This is a genomic window from Paenibacillus sp. FSL H8-0282 (assembly GCF_037963825.1).
In the GTDB taxonomy this organism is placed as follows: domain Bacteria; phylum Bacillota; class Bacilli; order Paenibacillales; family Paenibacillaceae; genus Paenibacillus_AQ; species Paenibacillus_AQ odorifer.
On record NZ_CP150146.1, the window covers coordinates 1063830 to 1082912 of the forward strand.

The 19083-nt window shown below is 45.5% G+C and carries 12 protein-coding genes and 1 riboswitch; of the genes, 11 read left to right on the forward strand and 1 reads right to left on the reverse strand.

The genetic code is table 11. The features are described from left to right. Window positions 1-193 precede the first annotated feature (193 nt). From NST94_RS04560 to NST94_RS04590, 7 genes are all read left to right on the forward strand, one after another. Window positions 194-1468: a VWA domain-containing protein gene (locus tag NST94_RS04560; protein WP_076282102.1), complete on the forward strand. Its 1275-nt coding sequence runs from the start codon at window positions 194-196 to the stop codon at window positions 1466-1468. A 24-nt stretch (window positions 1469-1492) separates the two neighbouring features. Next, window positions 1493-2134, forward strand: coding sequence for a beta-mannanase (locus NST94_RS04565; protein WP_076307181.1), 642 nt, complete (start codon window positions 1493-1495; stop codon window positions 2132-2134). 83 nt (window positions 2135-2217) lie between these two features. Then, the gene (locus NST94_RS04570) at window positions 2218-3480 is read left to right on the forward strand and encodes a hypothetical protein (RefSeq protein ID WP_076129587.1); all 1263 of its coding nucleotides are present in this window, start codon (window positions 2218-2220) and stop codon (window positions 3478-3480) included. Continuing rightward, the gene (locus NST94_RS04575; protein ID WP_339281726.1) at window positions 3477-6473 is read left to right on the forward strand and encodes a glycosyltransferase; all 2997 of its coding nucleotides are present in this window, start codon (window positions 3477-3479) and stop codon (window positions 6471-6473) included. Before NST94_RS04570 ends, NST94_RS04575 begins: the two co-directional genes overlap by 4 nt. A gap of 123 nt (window positions 6474-6596) precedes the next feature. After that, a riboswitch (cobalamin riboswitch) is annotated at window positions 6597-6800 on the forward strand. A gap of 169 nt (window positions 6801-6969) precedes the next feature. Next, window positions 6970-9534, forward strand: coding sequence for a DUF4430 domain-containing protein (locus NST94_RS04580; protein WP_339281727.1), 2565 nt, complete (start codon window positions 6970-6972; stop codon window positions 9532-9534). 203 nt (window positions 9535-9737) lie between these two features. Continuing rightward, the gene (locus NST94_RS04585; protein WP_076185021.1) at window positions 9738-11444 is read left to right on the forward strand and encodes a methyl-accepting chemotaxis protein; all 1707 of its coding nucleotides are present in this window, start codon (window positions 9738-9740) and stop codon (window positions 11442-11444) included. A 138-nt stretch (window positions 11445-11582) separates the two neighbouring features. Continuing rightward, window positions 11583-11774, forward strand: a complete 192-nt coding sequence (locus NST94_RS04590) for a hypothetical protein (protein WP_339281728.1) — start codon at window positions 11583-11585, stop codon at window positions 11772-11774. A gap of 1370 nt (window positions 11775-13144) precedes the next feature. On the opposite strand, the gene NST94_RS04595 is transcribed toward NST94_RS04590, so the two are convergent. Continuing rightward, the gene (locus NST94_RS04595; RefSeq protein WP_076129583.1) at window positions 13145-14281 is read right to left on the reverse strand and encodes a polysaccharide deacetylase; all 1137 of its coding nucleotides are present in this window, start codon (window positions 14279-14281) and stop codon (window positions 13145-13147) included. Between the two features lie 487 nt (window positions 14282-14768). On the opposite strand from NST94_RS04595, the gene qoxA reads away from it, so the two are divergent. From qoxA to qoxD, 4 genes are read left to right on the forward strand one after another with little or no spacing between them, the layout of a single operon-like run. After that, complete coding sequence (gene qoxA, locus NST94_RS04600; protein ID WP_036680822.1) at window positions 14769-15788, forward strand: cytochrome aa3 quinol oxidase subunit II; 1020 nt, start codon at window positions 14769-14771, stop codon at window positions 15786-15788. Window positions 15789-15826: 38 nt separating this feature from the next. Then, window positions 15827-17770: a cytochrome aa3 quinol oxidase subunit I gene (gene qoxB, locus NST94_RS04605; protein WP_076129582.1), complete on the forward strand. Its 1944-nt coding sequence runs from the start codon at window positions 15827-15829 to the stop codon at window positions 17768-17770. After that, window positions 17767-18363 (forward strand): cytochrome aa3 quinol oxidase subunit III, encoded by a 597-nt coding sequence (qoxC, locus tag NST94_RS04610; protein ID WP_042124373.1) that lies wholly within the window; start codon window positions 17767-17769, stop codon window positions 18361-18363. The genes qoxB and qoxC overlap by 4 nt, the downstream gene beginning before the upstream one ends. A 4-nt stretch (window positions 18364-18367) precedes the next feature. After that, window positions 18368-18658: a cytochrome aa3 quinol oxidase subunit IV gene (gene qoxD, locus NST94_RS04615; protein WP_036680878.1), complete on the forward strand. Its 291-nt coding sequence runs from the start codon at window positions 18368-18370 to the stop codon at window positions 18656-18658. Window positions 18659-19083 lie beyond the last annotated feature (425 nt).

Sequence of the window (19083 nt, forward strand, 5' to 3'; positions counted from 1 at the left end):
TTTCTCCTTATTTCCACTGCACACTATGCAATAGAATAGAAATAGATGTTTCTCCTATTCCATTCTATTGCACAAAGTGCAATCTGGGGGATGATAACACATCCGGGTAGCCCGTTTATCAGGCAGCATAACCCCCGGAATGTTTAAAGGATAAGAGTACAATTCAGATTTTACCCGGAAAGGAAGTATAACGATGCAGAGAAAAATCAATCTGCTGCTGCTCTTCTTCAGTCTGATCGGCGGCGGGGTCGCCTTTCTTTTTGGCGAATGGCTGCTAAGCTGGTATAACGATCTGCCTTCCATCCTGCTTGTGGGTATTTATTTTGCCATTGTGGCGATGGGAGTCGGTGTAGGCTGCCTGCTTGCAGAGATGATCTCGCCACGACTGAACGGAGCTTCATGGAAGCAGCGCTATCTGGGGTTATCGTGGAAGCTGCTGCCTCTGATGATTGTTCTTGCACTTGGTGTTGGAGCCTTAACGGAGTTTGTTTATGAGCTGAATTTTGGCGGAGCCAGACCAGTTAAGAATGTAGTAATGGCTATCGATGACTCAGGCAGTATGACACAGAGTGATCCCGATAATAGCCGGTATTCCGCAGCAAAAGCGTTAATTACAAAAATGGACACTGACAATAAGGTAGCCGTGGTGACCTTTAACAATGAAGCTGTAGTTGTCCAACCTTTAACGCCACTTTCAAATTCGGAGAATCGTGAGAAGGTGCTGACTGCAATCGATAATCTGCAGCCAACCGAAGGCGGCACGAATATTAGCGGTGCGGTCTCGGAGGCACTCAAGGAGATTGACAGTGACGGCAAAAAAGACCAAGGAGCCATGGTCATCTTGTTGTCTGACGGAGTGAGTAATTTCGATACCACAAGAGAGTTGCAGGCTTATGTAGAGCGCGGTATTGCCGTGAATACCATTGGTCTGGGCTTGAATGATCCAGCAGGCACTCAGCTGTTGCAGGATATTGCGAGAGTGACAGGCGGACACTATTATGATGTCAAGGATTCAGCCCTTCTGGGCGATGTATTCCAGCAGATCTATGACCGTCTGGGAGATCGGACGCTGCTAACTGAGCGCAGTGATTCAACGGCAGACAGTCCTTATTATGCTGCGGTTCGTATTTTGTCACTGATGTTGATGGGAGCTGCGTTTGGATTAGGTCTGGGAATTATGTTTGATAACCGTCATTTGGCTAAAAGCTTTGGGATTGGCGGCGTAATATCAGGCTTGTTCGCAGGACTGATTCTGGAATTTGGACTTAGCGGTGACTCCTTTACAGATAGTCTTATTCGTCTTCTGGCTGTTCTTATATTAGCTGCTATTATTGCATTATTTACAGGCGTCATTCCGGTAGGAGAAGGACGTATTTATCGAAATAGAAGAAACAATAACGCAGCGCCTGCACCAGCATCGGATAACTTTCCGGGTCGGCGCAGAAGCCGGAACAGCAAAGGATTCTAGTGTAGCGGAAAGGGGTTTACAGTAATGAGGTACGCCGAGGTTAATGCTTCCGCTCTGGGAATAACGGATGTGACATCCCAAGTGGATGACCGATTCTGTACGCTGAGATGGCGCTGGCCGGACGGCGTGCAGGCGGTGTACATCCACAAAACCTCCGCAGAAGCGGCTGACATGGGAACCGGAGATGATCCGCCGATCGGGATGAAGCTCTACACTCGTGAGGAATACAAATCTAACAATGGTTATCGTGATCGATTGGATGAGATCGGATTGATATCCTATACGATATTTGCTCGTCTTGCTGAGAACGGTGAGACTGCCCTGGTGAGGCAAAATGATGGTGTGAACCGGGTGATGGTCAGTGCAGGCAAAGCCCGGATCTATTATTCCATTCAACAAAAAAAGGCCTTATTCGGAAAACAAAAGACCGTACATATGGCGATTACGGCAGAAGTGCCCGTGGCACGGGATGTCCTCTGTTATGTCAAGAAACGTGGAGGGCATCCGGCAGGGAAAGAGGATGGTATTCTCTTTCCCTTCGTCCAGGATTTCGCTCCTGGACGCAATGTACTTCCGCCGATTGAAATCGGTAAGGATGATTTTGTACGCATCTTTTTCACCGATGGCAAGAAATATGGGCTTTATTACGAATTGGTACCGGAGTGAGACTCGGTCTACACGTACAAGCGGGTAATGAGCAGTGGCGTTCATAGCAAGTACGTAGATACAACTTTTGGGAGGATGAGTAGATGTCTTTTTTTAGCCGTTTTATGAAAAAGAATCAGCCGGAGCCGCGGCCGCTTTTTTACGATATAGTGTGTCCGTATTGCTTCACCAAGTTCTCTCCGGAGGATGTCGTCTTTCGGGCTATGCACAGCCGGGAGGACGATGAAAATTACGCATTGGGTGAGGATGACGCCTTGAACAAATACCGTGAGCGCTTTGGGCTTGATACGGTAGATGACATAGAAGCGATTATCAACCCGGCGGATATTCCGGAAGAATATCATCATTACACGGATCATGTGTTAACTGGGCTTACGGATCGTTACGGTGTGCTTACGCGCAGACGGCTTTGCCCGTCCTGCCATAATGAGCTGCCGGTGACTGCCGGGAAGGTGCCAAGTAACATCATCTCGATTATCGGGGCATCCCAAGTCGGGAAATCGGTGTATATGACCTCGCTGATCCACACATTGCAGCATACTACAGCAGGTCATTTTGATGCCGCTTGTATGCCGCTTAATGCAGAGATTAGCCGTAAGTTCCGTACATTGTATGAGGAACCGCTTTTTGAGCGTGGAGATCTGTTGGCTTCTACACAGAAGGAAAAAATGCAGGAGCCTTTTATCTTTCAATTTGTCTTTAAGGATGAAAATAAACCGCCACTGACACTTGTATTCTTTGATGTAGCAGGTGAGGGTATGGTGGATCAGGATTATCTTGGACTTCATGGTCAGCATATCAAGAACTCTGCGGGTATTTTGTTTATGGTCGATCCGCTGCAAATCCGTTCTATCCGTGAAAAGATTCATATTAACATCGGTGACCGCCCGGGAGAATGGGTCTCACAATATGACGAGCCGCGCGATGTGGTGCTGACGATGTTCGGTGATTTTATTGCCTATCAGGAAAAGAGTAAGACAGACATTCCAACAGCGGTTGTGCTTGCCAAAAGTGATATGCTGCATTCGCTGAAGGATGAGGATGGCGATTACATCAAGTCCAACAGCAATGTGTTCAATAACTATGTTCACCGCAAAACATTAAACATGGACGAGTTCCATAATATCGACGGGGAAATTCGCAGATTTATTGGTAAGGTGGACAGACCCTTTAAAGATACAATGGATGTTTATTTCGCGAATACGGGTTATTTTGCAGTATCTGCGTTGGGCAGCAATCCTGTGAATCAAAAGATTGAGGGTGTAGTAAGCCCGATTCGTGTAGACGAGCCTTTTATTTGGCTGCTGCATAAGCTGAAGTATATTGAGGGGAGCGACGGCCCGTGAATGTTTTCTCAGGGTCAACAATCGCCCAACAGATGTACACCCGCGAACGTCGCGGAGTGTTTCGTTCCACAGAAGGCTTCGATACGGTAGCGAAATCAGATAGTCTAGACAATAATTTTGTGAAAAAAATCCTTCATCCCTTCTGCCTCTACGATGCTCCTGCGGAGTTAACCGCACGTGGAGAGAAGGATGAGGCTGCATATCCTGGTGCGCTGCACCTATTTCATGCTGAGAACGGGGATACAGTTATTGGGCTTAGTCGTTATCAAGCGGCCGATTTCACAGGCCAACGAAGCGCTTTTTTTGCACATAACTATGTAGTTCCTGCTTCACGTTCCGAAGAAATTGTGCAGAGCTATGGAGACTGGCTGCATGCTGATTTTGCAGAGCGTTATACGGGAGAGCTTGGTGGAACCTTGCCGGAGCTGCCCTCTATTCCAGTTGTTCGCACAGACCGCAGCCCTGATCCAATCGCAGGCTTACGCTTGTTAGGGATTGATGAAGGGATATTCAAGGCGTTATTGCAAGCCGTAATGCTCTCTGTAGCAGGTAAGAAAAAAATCTATGTGGCTCTAAACGTACCTATCACCGAGTTGTCCGCGCGGGCGGTGGAGCTTACAGAAATTCTGTATAGCGTGCTGCCGTATGAATTCCGCCGTAGATTAGGCGTGATTACGTATGCGAATGAACCGCAAAGCCGTAAATATATACATCTTAGCTTTGTGGAAAAAGGTTCACTTCGTCCCGGTGACCGCAGTATTGAGAAGGATTATACCTTTGATTTGGCTTCCGGACGGATGGGGAATGTCGATTTTGGCGAGACCCGCCAGCCTTATGCTGATTTGGTGTGGAAGCTATTACTGCTGAATCCAGGAGATATTAACGACTTCGTAAGCTTCGCCGATCAGATTCTCCGTGGAGAGAGTCCTGAGCACAAGCTATCCCTTTCTTTCTATAATGAGCTGGCTATATTTTATGAGATTGAGCAAGGGAACGAGCATTTATATACGGAAAACAAGAGTGCGGTGCTAAGTGGTTTGCTTTCTTACCTTAAACCAGACGGTGCAATTCATTCTAGAATCCGCTTGAATGATATTTTCTTAGAACGGTTTGACCGGGAATTTGATCTGATTCGGCAAAGAAATGTGCCAGATCCGGCGATTATGGAATGCTTTAAAGAGTATTTTGTACTTAAGGATCACAATTACAGGGTCAGAATCGTGGATTATTTCATCAATGGGATGCTTCATAGTGTGGAAGCGGGCCGCAAGGATATTTTGAGTGCTGCTTACGGGATCATTGAGAGTAATGATGAGTTAAGTGCAGCTTACTTCCAGCGCGTGATGTCTGAAACTTATTTCCGTAAGCAGCTACTTGAGCCTTATATGGAATCAAGACTAGCTGCGGCGTCCAGATCTGCGGATATTCTGAGCTTTGTGCTCCATTGGGGGCGGTTCCTGCCAGTGGCGTTAGAGCAGTCTTTTGCTCAAAATGCTGTGAAGGATTATTTGCTAGAAAAGCTCCAGCTGGAGCATGATCCGGTGGCTTCTGTGGCGGAAATTCATGAAATTGTAGATAAGGCAGAAAAAGATCGCCGCAAAGGAACAGGAGTTGCTCCTAAGGCACTCTCCCTAATGCAGGATCTTGCTGCTTCAGCAGATAGATTCTTACTGAACCGCTTATCGCTTTCTGATATGACGCAGGAGGAGCTTCTGGAGGTAGTTTTTTTACGGTATGGTAATGTTGTCGATTGGCAGCCGCCACTGGATAGGATTAGCAAGCAGAAAGAGAATGCGCTGCGTGCCGCTTACCGCTGGTTTGGTGAAGAGAAGCCGAGTGAGGAGATTTTTACAGGATTGTCTCCGCAGGAACTAGACGATGTGCAGCTACTGGGTCGTCGTTTGCTAAAAGAGGCGCGTGTTCTGGAACCCTTTGAACGGCTTCCGCTAGCCTTTTACTATACAACTCAGCGTGAAGGGGGTCCGCTGGATTACGATGCGCTTCTGGAGCTGTTAAAGCGTAAAGCCGGTTCCGACAAAGAAATCATCTATCGGTTTTTTGCTTGGTCGCAAGGCAATCCTTTATTTACGGTTTCGAATAAAAAGCTGCAACCGGGTTACCGTAAGGCGATTCTGAAGTATTTCCTGAGCAGTGATCGTGAAGCGTTCAAGAATCGGGAATTCCGAAAGAACTATGTCGCGGCAGCTCGGCCTGCTCTGCAAAATGTGTACAATGAAGCCCGCTCCCAACTGGCTTCCCCGCTGGCGCGCTGGATCAGCCGCAGCCGATTTCGACTCTTAATCTCCGGCTCCATTACGGGTATTCTGGTGATTATTGCAATTATCGTATTCAGTATGCTGCGTCCGGATGATACGAAGACGGCTGTGCCGGGGACAAGCCCTGAGCCGACCCCTGTTCAGAGTGCAGGCAATATGCTGCCTCCAGCTTCAGTATACTTGAAGGATCAGAGCGTCGAAGGAGATAAGGGGAGCAGCATATTGGTGTTCACCTTCGCAAGTGCAGATGACTGTGTGCAGTTTCAACCGACTGAGATTAGTTTAATGTCTTCGTCTACAGAGATAGATAAAAGCTTTAAGGTCGCTGCCACGAATGGCACTTGTCCAGTGCCGTTAACGGATGGGACGGATGAGGGAAACACCGCTGACGAGTCAGATACCGCTAGCACTACTGGAGGAACAGCAGAAGGTGCAGATGCTACTAATGCTGTAGCTGATGCATCTCCGTCTCCTACGCCTTCCTCTGATACTGAGGACAGCACTGGGTTGCCTTCCGCAACAGCTGTGACTGAAGGTGAACAACCTTCCTATCAGGTTGAGGTTACATTGGAGCCTGGAGTGACAATTCTAGAGAAAAGTATGATCAAAGCCGGAAGATTTACACTGATCGTAGATCCCGACCCTAATATTCCACCAGCTTCTGATTCAAGTGCTGAACCCTCCCCGACTGCAAGTCCGGAAGGAACAGCAGAATAACAAGCTTTCTGAACAGCAATACCTACCGGGAGGTATTGCTGTTCATTTTTTTTGCTGCCCATACTTAGCTTTTCTATAGACATGCTATGTATTAATAGATATGATTATGGATGTCAAAATAAGATACTACATACTGGAAAAGGTGCAGACTCTATCAATCTAGTCGTCTGCTTAAAAGGGAAGTCCGGTGCAAGAGTCCGGCGCGGTCCCGCCACTGTATGTGCGGAGCGTTTCTTCTATAAACCACTGCCCCGAAGGTAGGGTGGGAAGGTGAAGAACAGCGATGAAGCATTAGCCAGGAGACCTGCCTTTTTCGTGAGCGTTTCTATTCTTCGTGGGGTAAGAATGTGGAACATATACAGATGGACTGTTGGCAGGAAGCAAGCGCCGCAGCCTCGATTTGTAATCTTCCCTGACCGCCCTCCAAAGGGGCGGTCTTTATGTTATGCGTCTTATTCCCGGCAGTACCCATTCTTATACAGAAAGAGGTTAAACAATGAAGAAAATCATGTCTTCCAAGTTTGTAGCACTTGGGCTGGCCTTATTCATGGTCATTTCAATTCTAGGAACATCTCTTGCTCCAGCAGGACAAATATTTGCAGAAGCGAGCGCTGGCGCCGGTCTGGAGGCAACTGCTGCGGAGCGGATTAATGTTGCGGATGCGACTTATGCGGCTGCAGAATATCTCTTGAAAGGTGGCGTGCAATCGGATTGGCAAGCCATTGGATTAGCGCAAGCAGGGTACAAGCTGCCGGCTAGTTACCTTTCAGAGCTTGAGAAAAAAGTAAAGGATGCAGCTGGCGATTTCACCAATGTAACCGATTATGCTCGAATCGTGCTCGCAGTGAGAGCGATTGGTGCAGATCCTACTAGCTTTGCTGGTAACGGAACGACTCCTGGCTATAATCTGATTGAGAAAATTTATAATAATAGCAAGCTCAGTGAACAGACGCTTAATAATCCGGTATATGCTTTACTTGCGCTGGATTCTGGTAAATATAATATCCCAAGTGACGCGAAATGGACGGCGGATAAACTCCTTACGGAGATTCTCTCCAAACAGAATCCGGATGGGGGCTTTGCACTAACCTCAGGCGCAAGTGAGCCTGATATGACAGCGATAACCTTGACGGCTCTGGCGGCACATAAAAATAATCCCGAAGCCTACTTAGCAGGGCTACAAGCCGTAGCCTGGTTATCCGCAGCTCAAGATAGCCATGGGGGTTACGGTGACAGTGCTGAAAGTAGCGCACAAGCAATCCTTGGACTCACATCCTTCGGAGTTGATCCTAGTGGATTAGAATACACCAAAAACAAAGTGGATCTAATGGAGAACCTGCTTAGCTATCGTCTAGCTGATGGTAGCTTCACCCATAGCCGTGGTGGAAGCAGTAATATTCTGGCGACAGAGCAAGGGCTTCAGGCGCTGGTTGCCTATAATTTGCTGTATAAAGGAAGCAACAGTAAGCTATACGATTTTTCCAAATCCTCCATTCAGAGCTCACTCATCTACGCTCCAGTAACGATTGAGGGACCACAGGCCACGTTGGCACAAGGGTACGCCTATGCTGGCAACGCACTTGGAGCGTTAGAGAAGCTGGCGCTTCAAACGAACTTGCCGATCACGAATCCTTCGGGCAGTTATGTGACTGGCATCGGAAATATTGTTGCTGGAAGCTTTGGTGGTTATGACGGATGGATGTATGTTGTATCGCGTGACGGAAAATGGATTAATCCCGATGTAGGCATGAGTGATTTTGTACTTAAAGATTCAGATCAGGTACTGGTTTATTATGCCGGAGACGACACTAAGCTTGTGGATTCCGTTACGCTTTCCAAAGCAAATCTTAAAGAGGGCGATTCTTTTACCGTCACTGTAACTAGTAAGACGTGGAAATGGGACGCTGCTACGAATACTTCCTCTCCTGTAACTGCAAAAGCTGCGGGTGTTCAGGTCCAAATTGGAGCTCACAAGGTAACGACGAATGCTAAAGGTGAGGCCGTATTCTCAGGAAATATGCCCGCAGGTGACTATACACTGACTGTAACTGGCTACCGTGAAGGTAAAGCCCCAACGATTGCTAAATATACAAAAGCTCTAAAGGTGATTTCTAAGAATGTAACAGCTTCGCTTACCGTTGAAGGCCCGGAAGGGTTGATTAGTGAGGGGACTTTAAAAGCCTCCAATGCCCTTGAAGCGTTGCAACAACTAGGGTCTACCGATGATTTTAAAGTAGATATCACCAAATCGTCTTATGGCAACTTTGTATCAGGTATCCATGGAGTTTCGCAAGGTACTTACGACGGATGGTGGAGCTTCGTGGTATCACGCGGCGGGGAGTGGATATATCCAAGTGTGGGTATGGATGCGTTCGAACTACAGGAATCCGATCGTGTGCTTGTCTATTATGCAGGAGAAAATACACAGGTTGTAGATTCTGTGGTGCTTTCCCCATCACAGCCAAAAGCTAATGAAGCTTTTACTGTAAAGGTTTCACAGAAAAAGTGGGTGTGGAATCAGGAAAGCTTCACTTCTGATCCGGTTATCTCACCGGCTGCAGGTGTGCAGGTTTCGATTGGTGATAAGAAGGTAATCACGAATGAACAAGGTGTAGCTGTTGTTGATGGGGGTCTCCCGGCAAATAGCTATACACTGACTGTTACCGGTTATACTAAAGACAGCGTACCGAGCGTAGCGCGTTATACTCAGTCTCTGACTGTCGGATCGTCTGTTATTGCTCCAGCAAAAGCTACCGCTACCCTCTCAGTGATTGGAGATAGCCGGAAAGGAACCATCCTAGCCAGTACAACAGTAGCTCTAAAAGAGGGCGAAACGGCTTATAGCTTACTAGTCAGTCAATTAGGGACTAAGGTAGTATCATCCGGCAACGCTGGAAGCATCTACGTGAAATCTATTGAAGGGTTGGCTGAATTTGATGGAGGCCCAAGCAGCGGATGGAAGTATAAAACGAACCGGGATGCGGATCCAAGCATCAGTGCAGACAGTTATATTTTGCAGAACGGTGATACTTTGTACTGGTACTATACCTCTGGAGAATAAGGAAGAGGAAGTTTGAGTAGGCGGGCACACTTGGATTCGGAGTAATAGCGGATCGGGTGCCCGTCCTTTTTATATTTGAGGAAAGTCGTTTTATGACAATATATACTTTTATTCGACACAATATTTAAAAAATCATCAAACTCTTAGCCCTTCCGACCGATAAAAATAGATAGATCATAAGATAATGTGAAGGCGGAGTGTAGATGAAAAATTTGAAAGTGAAATACAAAATAGGGTTGCTTTTGGTATTCGCTGTAATCATGGTTAATGTTGTAGGTGGCATAGGCATCATTACGATGACCCAAATGGCCGAAAAAACAAATGAGACATATAATGAAAATTTATTGCCTGTTTCTTACGTAGGGCAGATGCGTACGAATAATCGGGCTATTGAATCCTATCTTTTGGAGCGTTTGATTAGCGTAAATGCCAGCAAAAACAAAGAACTTTCTGAGAGTATCCAAGTGAAGGTTCAGGATAATAATGAACTTATGAACAAGGTGAAAGCGATTCAGTATAATGATCCTGCTATTGTAAGTAAAATCAAAGAGTATGAGTCCTTTTTGCCAGATTATCGTGCACAGCGGGATAACATTATAAAGATTGCTGATAGTAATCATAATCAAGAGGCCTATAAAGTATTTTCAGGCGAATTTAACGAATCCCGTGAAAAAATGATCAACCTACTTAAAGGAATTAGTGATTCTTTGCTTAAAGATGCTGATGAACACAATTCAGATTCCATGGCAACCGCTAAAAGCATGCGGGTAAACAATACCATAATGATTACGTTCGCCTGGGTGATTTGTTTCGTAATTAGTATTGCAATTATTCGACTGATAACAAAACCCCTTAAAGAACTGCAAGGACTAATGAAGCGGGCAGAAGATGGAGATTTGACTGTGGTAGCAACTTACACCGCTAAGGATGAGATCGGCCAAATTAACAGTTCATTTAACAATATGCTGCAGGGCTTGCGGAAGATGATGCAAGGGATTGCAGAGAGTGCAGAACTGCTGTCAGCTTCATCGGAAGAGATGAGCGCTAGTGCTGAGCAGACCTCATTGGCTTCACAAATGATCGCTGTATCTTCTGGAGAGATTGCTGCGGGATTTGATGAGCAGACAGAGAGCATTAACAGTACAACACGTTCCATAAAAGCAATGACCAATGATATTGCAGCCGTAGAGGGCAGTAGCTATGAAATGTCGGATCTTATGGGAGTAGTCTCCGGTTCATCGGATCGTGGAGTAGAGGCTGTAGACCAAATCATTGTGCAGATGAAGGAAATTGACCTCAGTGTAACTCAGAGTCAGGAGATTGTTTCTAATCTGGGGACATTGTCACAAGAGATTAATACAATTATTACAACGATTAACGGTATTGCTACACAGACGAATCTGCTTGCGCTCAACGCTTCTATAGAAGCAGCACGGGCCGGTGAGCATGGACGGGGATTTGCTGTAGTTGCTGGAGAAATTCGTAATCTGGCGGAAGCAACTAGAAATAGTTCTTTGCGGGTTACAGATATTATTACACATATCCAAAAGCAAACCGAAAGCGCAGTAGAATCCATGGCTTTGGGTACTGAGCTAGTCACCAATGGCGTAGTTCAAAGTCATCTGGTATCTCAAGCTTTTCATGAGATTCAGACTTCCATTAAAGAAGCTACCTTACAGACAGCGGAGATTAGAGAAGCGGTTGCTCATGTGGCCATGGAATCACAAGGTGTGGCAGCAGCTATGGAACAGGTCAACGTTATATCTAGCAAAGGTGCAGAAGGTGTTCAGGACACAAGTGCAGCGAGTCAGGAGCAACTATCCGCAATGGAGGAAATGTCGGCTTCAGCTCAGTATTTAGCGGTGCTCGCAGAAGATCTGCAAAAGACATTGTCCAGCTTCAAACTATAGGCTTCATAATATTGTTAAAACCAGCAGAGCAGCGGTTCTCCAGTAACGGAGATCGCTGCTCTGCTGTTTGTGGTTTTAGCAGATTGGGAGCAAGTGCGAGCCAACTGATCTCAGTTGGTCAAGGGGGAGGGATGTAAATTGGTCTCAGTAGGTCAGGAGCGTATAGACGTAGGCTGGTTTCAGCAGGTCAGGGGGGAGAGATGTAAGTTGATCTCAGCAGGTCAGGACCGTATAGACGTAAGCTGGTCTCAGCAGCAGGAGCGTATAGACGTAAGCTGGTCCCAGCAAGTTGCGGGCAAACATATGCTATGTGATCTCCAGCGACACTAGTGGAAAGACGGAGGCGTGGAAACAATAAAAACCTTGGAGATGATCGGTATGCTCGTACCCTGTACCTCGTACCCTGTACCTCGTACCCTGTACCTCGTACCCTGTACCTCGTAACCCGTAACCCGTAACCCATAACCCATAACCCGTAACCCGTAACCCGTAACCCTAGTGTTCCCGGCTGATCTCTAGTTTTTCAAACACACTGTCTACTTGATATTCCCCAGTTTAAGGTCATCTGGGTCCGATGCGTGGGCTCATATCCATCCCCATATGCTATCGGACTCAGTAGCCGCTATTTGCCCATTTATCGCCTTTGTAGTGAAGTTTCGGACACCAGTGCAGCTATTGGTGTGGAAAACGCTGATAACTGGTGTTTTTTGCACCAATAGCGGCTATGAGGTCCGATAGCATACGAAATATAGCTAAATCCAGCAATTAAGGTCATCTGAGTCCGATAGCGTGGGCTCATACTCATCCCCATTTGCTATCGGACTCAGTAGCCGCTATTTGCCCATTTATCGCCTTTGTAGCAAAGTTTCGGACTCCAGTGCAACTATTGGTGTGGAAAACACTGGTAACTGGTGGTTATTGCACCAATAGCGGCTATGAGGTCCGATAGCATCCGAAATATAGCTAAATCCAGCAATTAAGGTCATCTGGGTCCGATGCGTGGACTCATACTCATCCCAACTGGTTTAGCGGACACAGCAGGCGCCCTTCGCTCATTTTGTGGCTTGGGAGTGGAGTTTAGGACTCAGCAGCCGCTATTTCCATATTTATCGCCATTGTAGCAAAGTTTCGGACACCAGTGCAGCTATTGGTGTGGAAAACGCTGATAACTGGTGGTTTTTGCACCAATAGCGGCTATGAGGTCCGATAGCATCTGAAATATAGCTAAATCCAGCAATTAAGGTCATCTGGATCCGATAGCGTGGGCCCATACTCATCCCCATAGGCTATCGGACACAGCAGACGCCATTCGCTCATTTAGTGGCTTGGGAGTGGAGTTTCGGACTACACAGTAGCCGCTATTCGCATATTTGTCGCCATAGGAGCGAAGTTTAGGACACAGCAGCCGCTATTTGCCCATTTATCGCCCTTGGAGCAAAGTTTCGGACTCCAGTGCAGCTGGTGTGGAAAACACTGATAACTGGTGTTTTTTGCACCAATAGCGGCTATGTGGTCCGATAGCACCCGAAACAGAGGCAAATCCAGCAATTAAGGTCATCTGGGTCCGATAGAAAAACTCGGGAGCATGAATGTGGTTGGATTAAACAAAAATTAGTGTTTAGTTCAAGACCAAAAAAAGAGGGAATTCCAATAGCTAGTTCACAGCTGTTGGGATTCCCTCTTGATTTTTTCAAAAAAACTCAGCGTGTATCCTTCCAGAAATTCAGAGGTTTCAGATCTGAGCTAATGACGTGGAATGTATATCCTTCTTTTTTCAATGACTCTAAGATACGCGGAAGTACTTTAAGTGTAGCTTTTTGATCATGCATCAGAATCACTGGATTGGTCTGCGATTTCTGCAGCTTATGAACCTGATTCATTACCGAATTATAGATCGTCGTACTAGCATCCTTGTATTTCCAATCCTCTGAGTCCACGTTCCAATCCCATAGATGATAACCTTGAGCCAGCACTTTATCTCTAAAGGCCTTTGTGAAATAAGGCTTGCTTCCATAAGGAGGACGAATCAGTGTAGTGCTTTGACCTGTAATCTTTTTCAAAATGGCATTATCGTTATCCATCTCTCCCAGCGCAGCCGCAGGTGAAGCATAAAACTTCTCTTTCCGGTGCGTCATTCCATGCAATGCGAGACCATGCCCTTCATTCGCAATCCGTTTCACTTGCGCAGTATGCTGGTTCATATTCGGTCCGATCATGAAAAAAGTTGCCTTCGCATCATATTTTGCCAAAATATCAAGCAATGTAGAAGTTGTAGCCGTTGGCCCATCATCAAAGGTGAGGTATACGGTCTTACCTTGCTTCCCAACAGTTGGCGTAGAAGTTCCAGGAGTTGCGGTTGGCTTCAATTCCTTTTTAAACTTACTTACAAATGTTGCATCATCTAATGTAGCCGAGCCATCTTTTACACGCAATAAATATTGATCTGCTTTAAAAGAAATTCCAAAACCAAGATAAGAGGTCAATTTCAGTGGAACCATTGTTTTTCCGTTTTTCAAAAATGTACTCATGGATATGGTCTTTCCATCGCCTAGAGTAGCTGTTGCATGATCATTCAGCAGTTTGATTGATCTGTTCTGACCTGTAACTTTTATCCCATCGCTCACTCCAGTTAGCGTTAACTTAAGTTCCTGTGATAGATCACGTAGAGGAACGTAATAGGTATCTTTTACCGAAACTGCTTCAATAGTTGTTAACTTATCGTTCACACCTAACCTAAGGGAGCCTGCACCTGCTGCATTCACTGAATCTATCGCTCGTATTGATCCGGAACCAATGAATAATACGATTAATAATAGCCATACTTTCTTTAAAGACATCGTCAAAAATCTCCTATCTATGTATATTTGTCTATTACCTTAACATACATTGATAGAATGAAATTTGAGAGATTGTAACCCCCAGCAGAATAATTTGTTACCTTTTAGAAGTTAACTGTGATTTCAACCACAATCATAAAAAGCACGCGACTCCGGCTAAATACTGGCGCATCAACAAAAAATGGTTAAAATCACCCCGTTTTGCGCAGAATAGATGTGTCTAAATTAGCAACTTTAGTAAACTATTGAACAAAGTTTGAACGGAATTTTTCAACCCATAAACAGCGCCGTTACAGTGATCTTTATCATACTATTAGAAACTTGTAACAAATTGATCACACATATTTAACTTGTTCGCCATTATTAAGGTCTTTTTTAGGCTAAATGGAAAAATAAGTCTTTTGCTTTCTTCCCCATAAATTCTTACTATATATTAAGGTTAATGTTGAGGGTTAATAAAAGAAGTATTGAAGGAAGGAGCTTAAGCATGAACAAAAAGGGACCGTTATACGCTTTATTTCTCAGCCTAATTTTACTCTTGCCAGGATGCAGTTCAATCGCTGTTCTGAATCCGAAGGGGCCGGCTGCAAGAACTTTATCTGACACGATCATTCTCTCCATTGTTATGATGCTCGGCGTTCTGGCAGTTGTCTACATCTTATATGTCTTTGTGCTTTTGAAATACCGTGCTAAAAAAAGCAACGAAGATTATATTCCTCCTCACGAGGAAGGAAACAAATGGCTGGAGGCTATCTGGATTACCATTCCGATTATTATCGTGGCATTCCTCTCCGTAGTCACCGTCAAAACAACAGTAGATGTAGAAAATGTTGCAGCGGATTATAAAGATCAGAAACCGCTTGTAATTTATGCTTCCTCCTCTAACTGGAAATGGCACTTCAGCTACCCAGAAGAAGGTATCGAAACAGTAAACTACGTTAACATTCCAGTTCACCGCGCTGTAGAGTTCAGACTGTATTCTTTCGGTACGATCTCAAGTCTTTGGATCCCACAATTGGGAGGACAAAAATACGCGATGAGCGATATGATCACAACCTTGCATCTTTCAGCTGATACTGTAGGTTCTTATGTCGGAAGAAATGCGAACTTTAATGGTAAGGGTTTTGCCCACATGGAGTTTGAAACACTTGCGATGACAGATAAGGACTATCAGGAATGGGTGAAAGACGTTAAAGAAACGGCGGGTCCACTGACGGAAGATGAATTTAAAGGTCTTTTGGAAATGGAACATGTCGGACGTAAAACGTATACGAATACTCACTTATCCTTTAGCCCGCCTCCGGGAAGCCATGGTGACCATATGAGTAATGGTGGCACTGAAATGGATACGGATAACGGAAGTATGGAGCATCAGGATAATAAAGAAATTCACCCGACTCCAGCACCATCCAGCGAGACGGAATTCAACACCGAGCCTAATCCAGAACTGGATGAGCCGACACCTAGTTCTCCATTAGAAGAGAGCACAACACATGACGGACACTAGTCAATGTTAATTGAACAACTTGAAAGGAGCGATTCCTAATGGATTGGGATAAATTTAAGGTCCACGGCGAACCCCTGATATACGGAGCTATGGCAAGTATTGTTCTGGCTACAATCGGGATTATCGTCGGCCTGACCTATTTTAAAAAATGGGGATATTTATGGCGCGAATGGTTGACTACTGTTGACCACAAACGTATTGGGATTATGTATATCCTCGCTGCATTGCTTATGCTTTTCCGCGGCGGCGTTGACGCTATTATGATGAAGCTGCAAACAGCAGCCCCGGACATGAAATTTCTTGACGCACAGCATTACAACGAGGTATTTACAACACACGGCTTGATTATGATCCTTTTTATGGCCATGCCGTTTATTATCGGTCTGATGAATGTTATCGTTCCGCTGCAAATCGGTGCTAGAGACGTTGCCTTCCCGCGTCTGAATGCTGTCAGCTTCTGGCTCTTCTTCTTTGGAGCTATGCTGCTTAACATTTCGTTTGTTATCGGGGGATCGCCAGATGCTGGTTGGTCCGCATATTTCCCGCTAGCAAGTTTAGAGTTCAGTCCAACGGTGGGTAATAACTATTACTCGCTCGCACTACAAATTTCAGGTATTGGTACGCTCCTCACAGGCGTTAACTTTATTGTAACGATTCTGAAAATGCGTGCACCAGGCATGAAGTTGATGAAAATGCCGATGTTTACTTGGTCCGTATTGATCACCAACGTAATTATCGTATTCGCATTCCCTGTGCTTACGGTTGCACTCGCGTTGATGATGTTCGACCGGTTGTTCGGCTCTCAATTCTTTACGATGGCCAATGGCGGTATGGATATGTTATGGGCCAACCTGTTCTGGGTATGGGGTCACCCTGAAGTATATATCGTTGTCTTACCGGCATTCGGTATTTATAGTGAAATTATCGCCACCTTCTCTAAAAAGAACCTGTATGGATATACATCCATGGTATTCAGTATGTTGATCATTTCCCTCTTGTCCTTCCTAGTATGGGCTCACCATTTCTATACAATGGGTCAAGGTGCTATGGTTAACAGCTTCTTCTCGATTACAACCATGGCCATTGCCGTACCAACAGGTGTGAAAATATTTAACTGGCTATTTACCTTACGAAAAGGGCGAATAACCTTTACGACACCTATGCTATACACCCTGGCCTTTATTCCGATCTTTACGATTGGTGGGGTAACAGGTGTCATGCTGGCTATGGCCAGTGCCGATTACCAGTACCATAATACGATGTTCCTGGTTGCCCATTTCCACTACGTTCTTATTCCAGGTGCGGTCTTCGCCGTTATCGCAGGGTTCCATTACTGGTTCCCTAAAGTATTCGGTTTCCGTCTGAATGAACGTCTTGGCAAGCATGCCTTCTGGTGGATTATCATTTCCTTTAACGTATCGTTCTTCCCGCTGTTTATTCTCGGACTTAAGGGTATGACCCGCCGACAATACACCTATTCTGCGGATACCGGATTTGGCCCGCTGAGTATGGTCTCATTCGTAGGTGCGATCGGTCTCGCTATTGGATTTGTAATCCTGGTTTATAACATTTACTGGAGTACTCGTTACGAACCAAGAGATACTGATGGAGATCCGTGGGATGCACGTACTTTGGAATGGGCAACGAAAAGCCCGATTCCAGCTTACAACTTCGCAGTGGTTCCAAATGTAAAAACACGCGATGCTTACTGGTCTGCTAAACAAGATAAAGTACCGCTTTTTGAAGATAAGATTACTAAGATTCATATGCCTAGCAACACAGGAAAACCATTTGTTCTGGGTGTTATCTTCTTCATTGCAGGGTTCTCTCTGGTCTTCAGTCTTTGGATTCCAGCGATCCTCTCTGGAGTAGGTATCCTCATTGTTCTAGCTGCTATGTCCTTTGATCGGGATCACGGATTCTACATCCCAGCAGAAGAAGTTATTGCTACTGAAAAGAAATTGCGGGGTGAGACAGTATGAAAATAGATGCGTCTAAGCCGCTTGAATACTCAACAGAAGAGAATAGTAATAAAATCTTTGGCTTCTGGGTTTTTCTAGGAGCGGAGATTGCACTGTTCGCTACGTTGTTCACTGTTTATTTTGTAATGGTAGACCGTTTTGCCAGCGGCCCTAGCGGGCCGGATCTTTTCGAAATTGGTCCAGTAATGATCGAAACATTGCTGCTGCTGACAAGTTCGTTCACGATTGGTCTTGCAGTTCATGCCATGCGGCATGGTTACCAAAAAGCCATGATGGTCTTTTTCGGACTAACCCTTCTAATGGGTCTCGGCTTCCTTGGTATTGAAATCACGGAGTTTGTCACTTATGTTCACGAAGGGGCTACACTTCAAACCAGTGGTTTCCTATCCAGTCTCTTTGTACTGCTGGGAACACACGGAGCTCACGTATCGTTCGGTTTCCTGTGGGGTGCGGCTATTCTAATCCAGTTGAAGCGTCAAGGTATTAATCCGGCTACGGCCAATAAATCCTTTATCTTCTCGCTGTACTGGCATTTCTTGGACGTTGTCTGGATCTTTATTTTCAGCTTCGTCTATCTGAAAGGACTGATGTAGCATGATGAAGCAATTGTTTCCAATTCGCCATGTGATGGGTTTCTTAGCCTCTCTTGTCCTTTCTGTGGCTGCACTTGCTGTAATCTACCTTGATCTATCCAACACTGCGAACATGGCTATCCTGCTTGTTACAGCCCTCATTCAGGCTTCCTTGCAGCTCTTCCTGTTCATGCATATTGGTGAATCAGCAGATACCAAGAAAGAACTTTACATCAATATCGCCTATGCCTTATTCGTTGGTCTAGTTACGATATTCGGTACGCTCTTCATCTTCGTATGGGGCTGGTATGCTTAATTACAGACACTAATACTCAAAGGGACGTCTCTAAAGCCAAAATGGCTTAGGGACGTCTCTTTTTTTGCGTTTATTTCGGAGGTTAGTTGTAGCGGATGCCCGGAAATGAGCATCTTTTTAGGCAATAGCTGCACGGGACTCCGAAACTTCGCTCAATAGGCGGAAAATGTGCGAATAGCGTCATTTGAGTCCGAAACTTCGCTCAAAAGACGAAAAATGTTCGAATAGCGTCATCTGAATCCGAAAGCCAGGGGGATAAGGGGGCTTGGCGCGATCGGACTCAGTTGAGCTTAAAAGCTGGAATCAGCATCATTTGGAGTTGTAACGGACCCCAAAGCCGCTATTGGTGTGTAAAACGCCCAAAATGAGCACCTTTCTAGGCAATAGCTGCAGTGGAGTCCGAAACTTCGCTCAAAAGGCGGAAA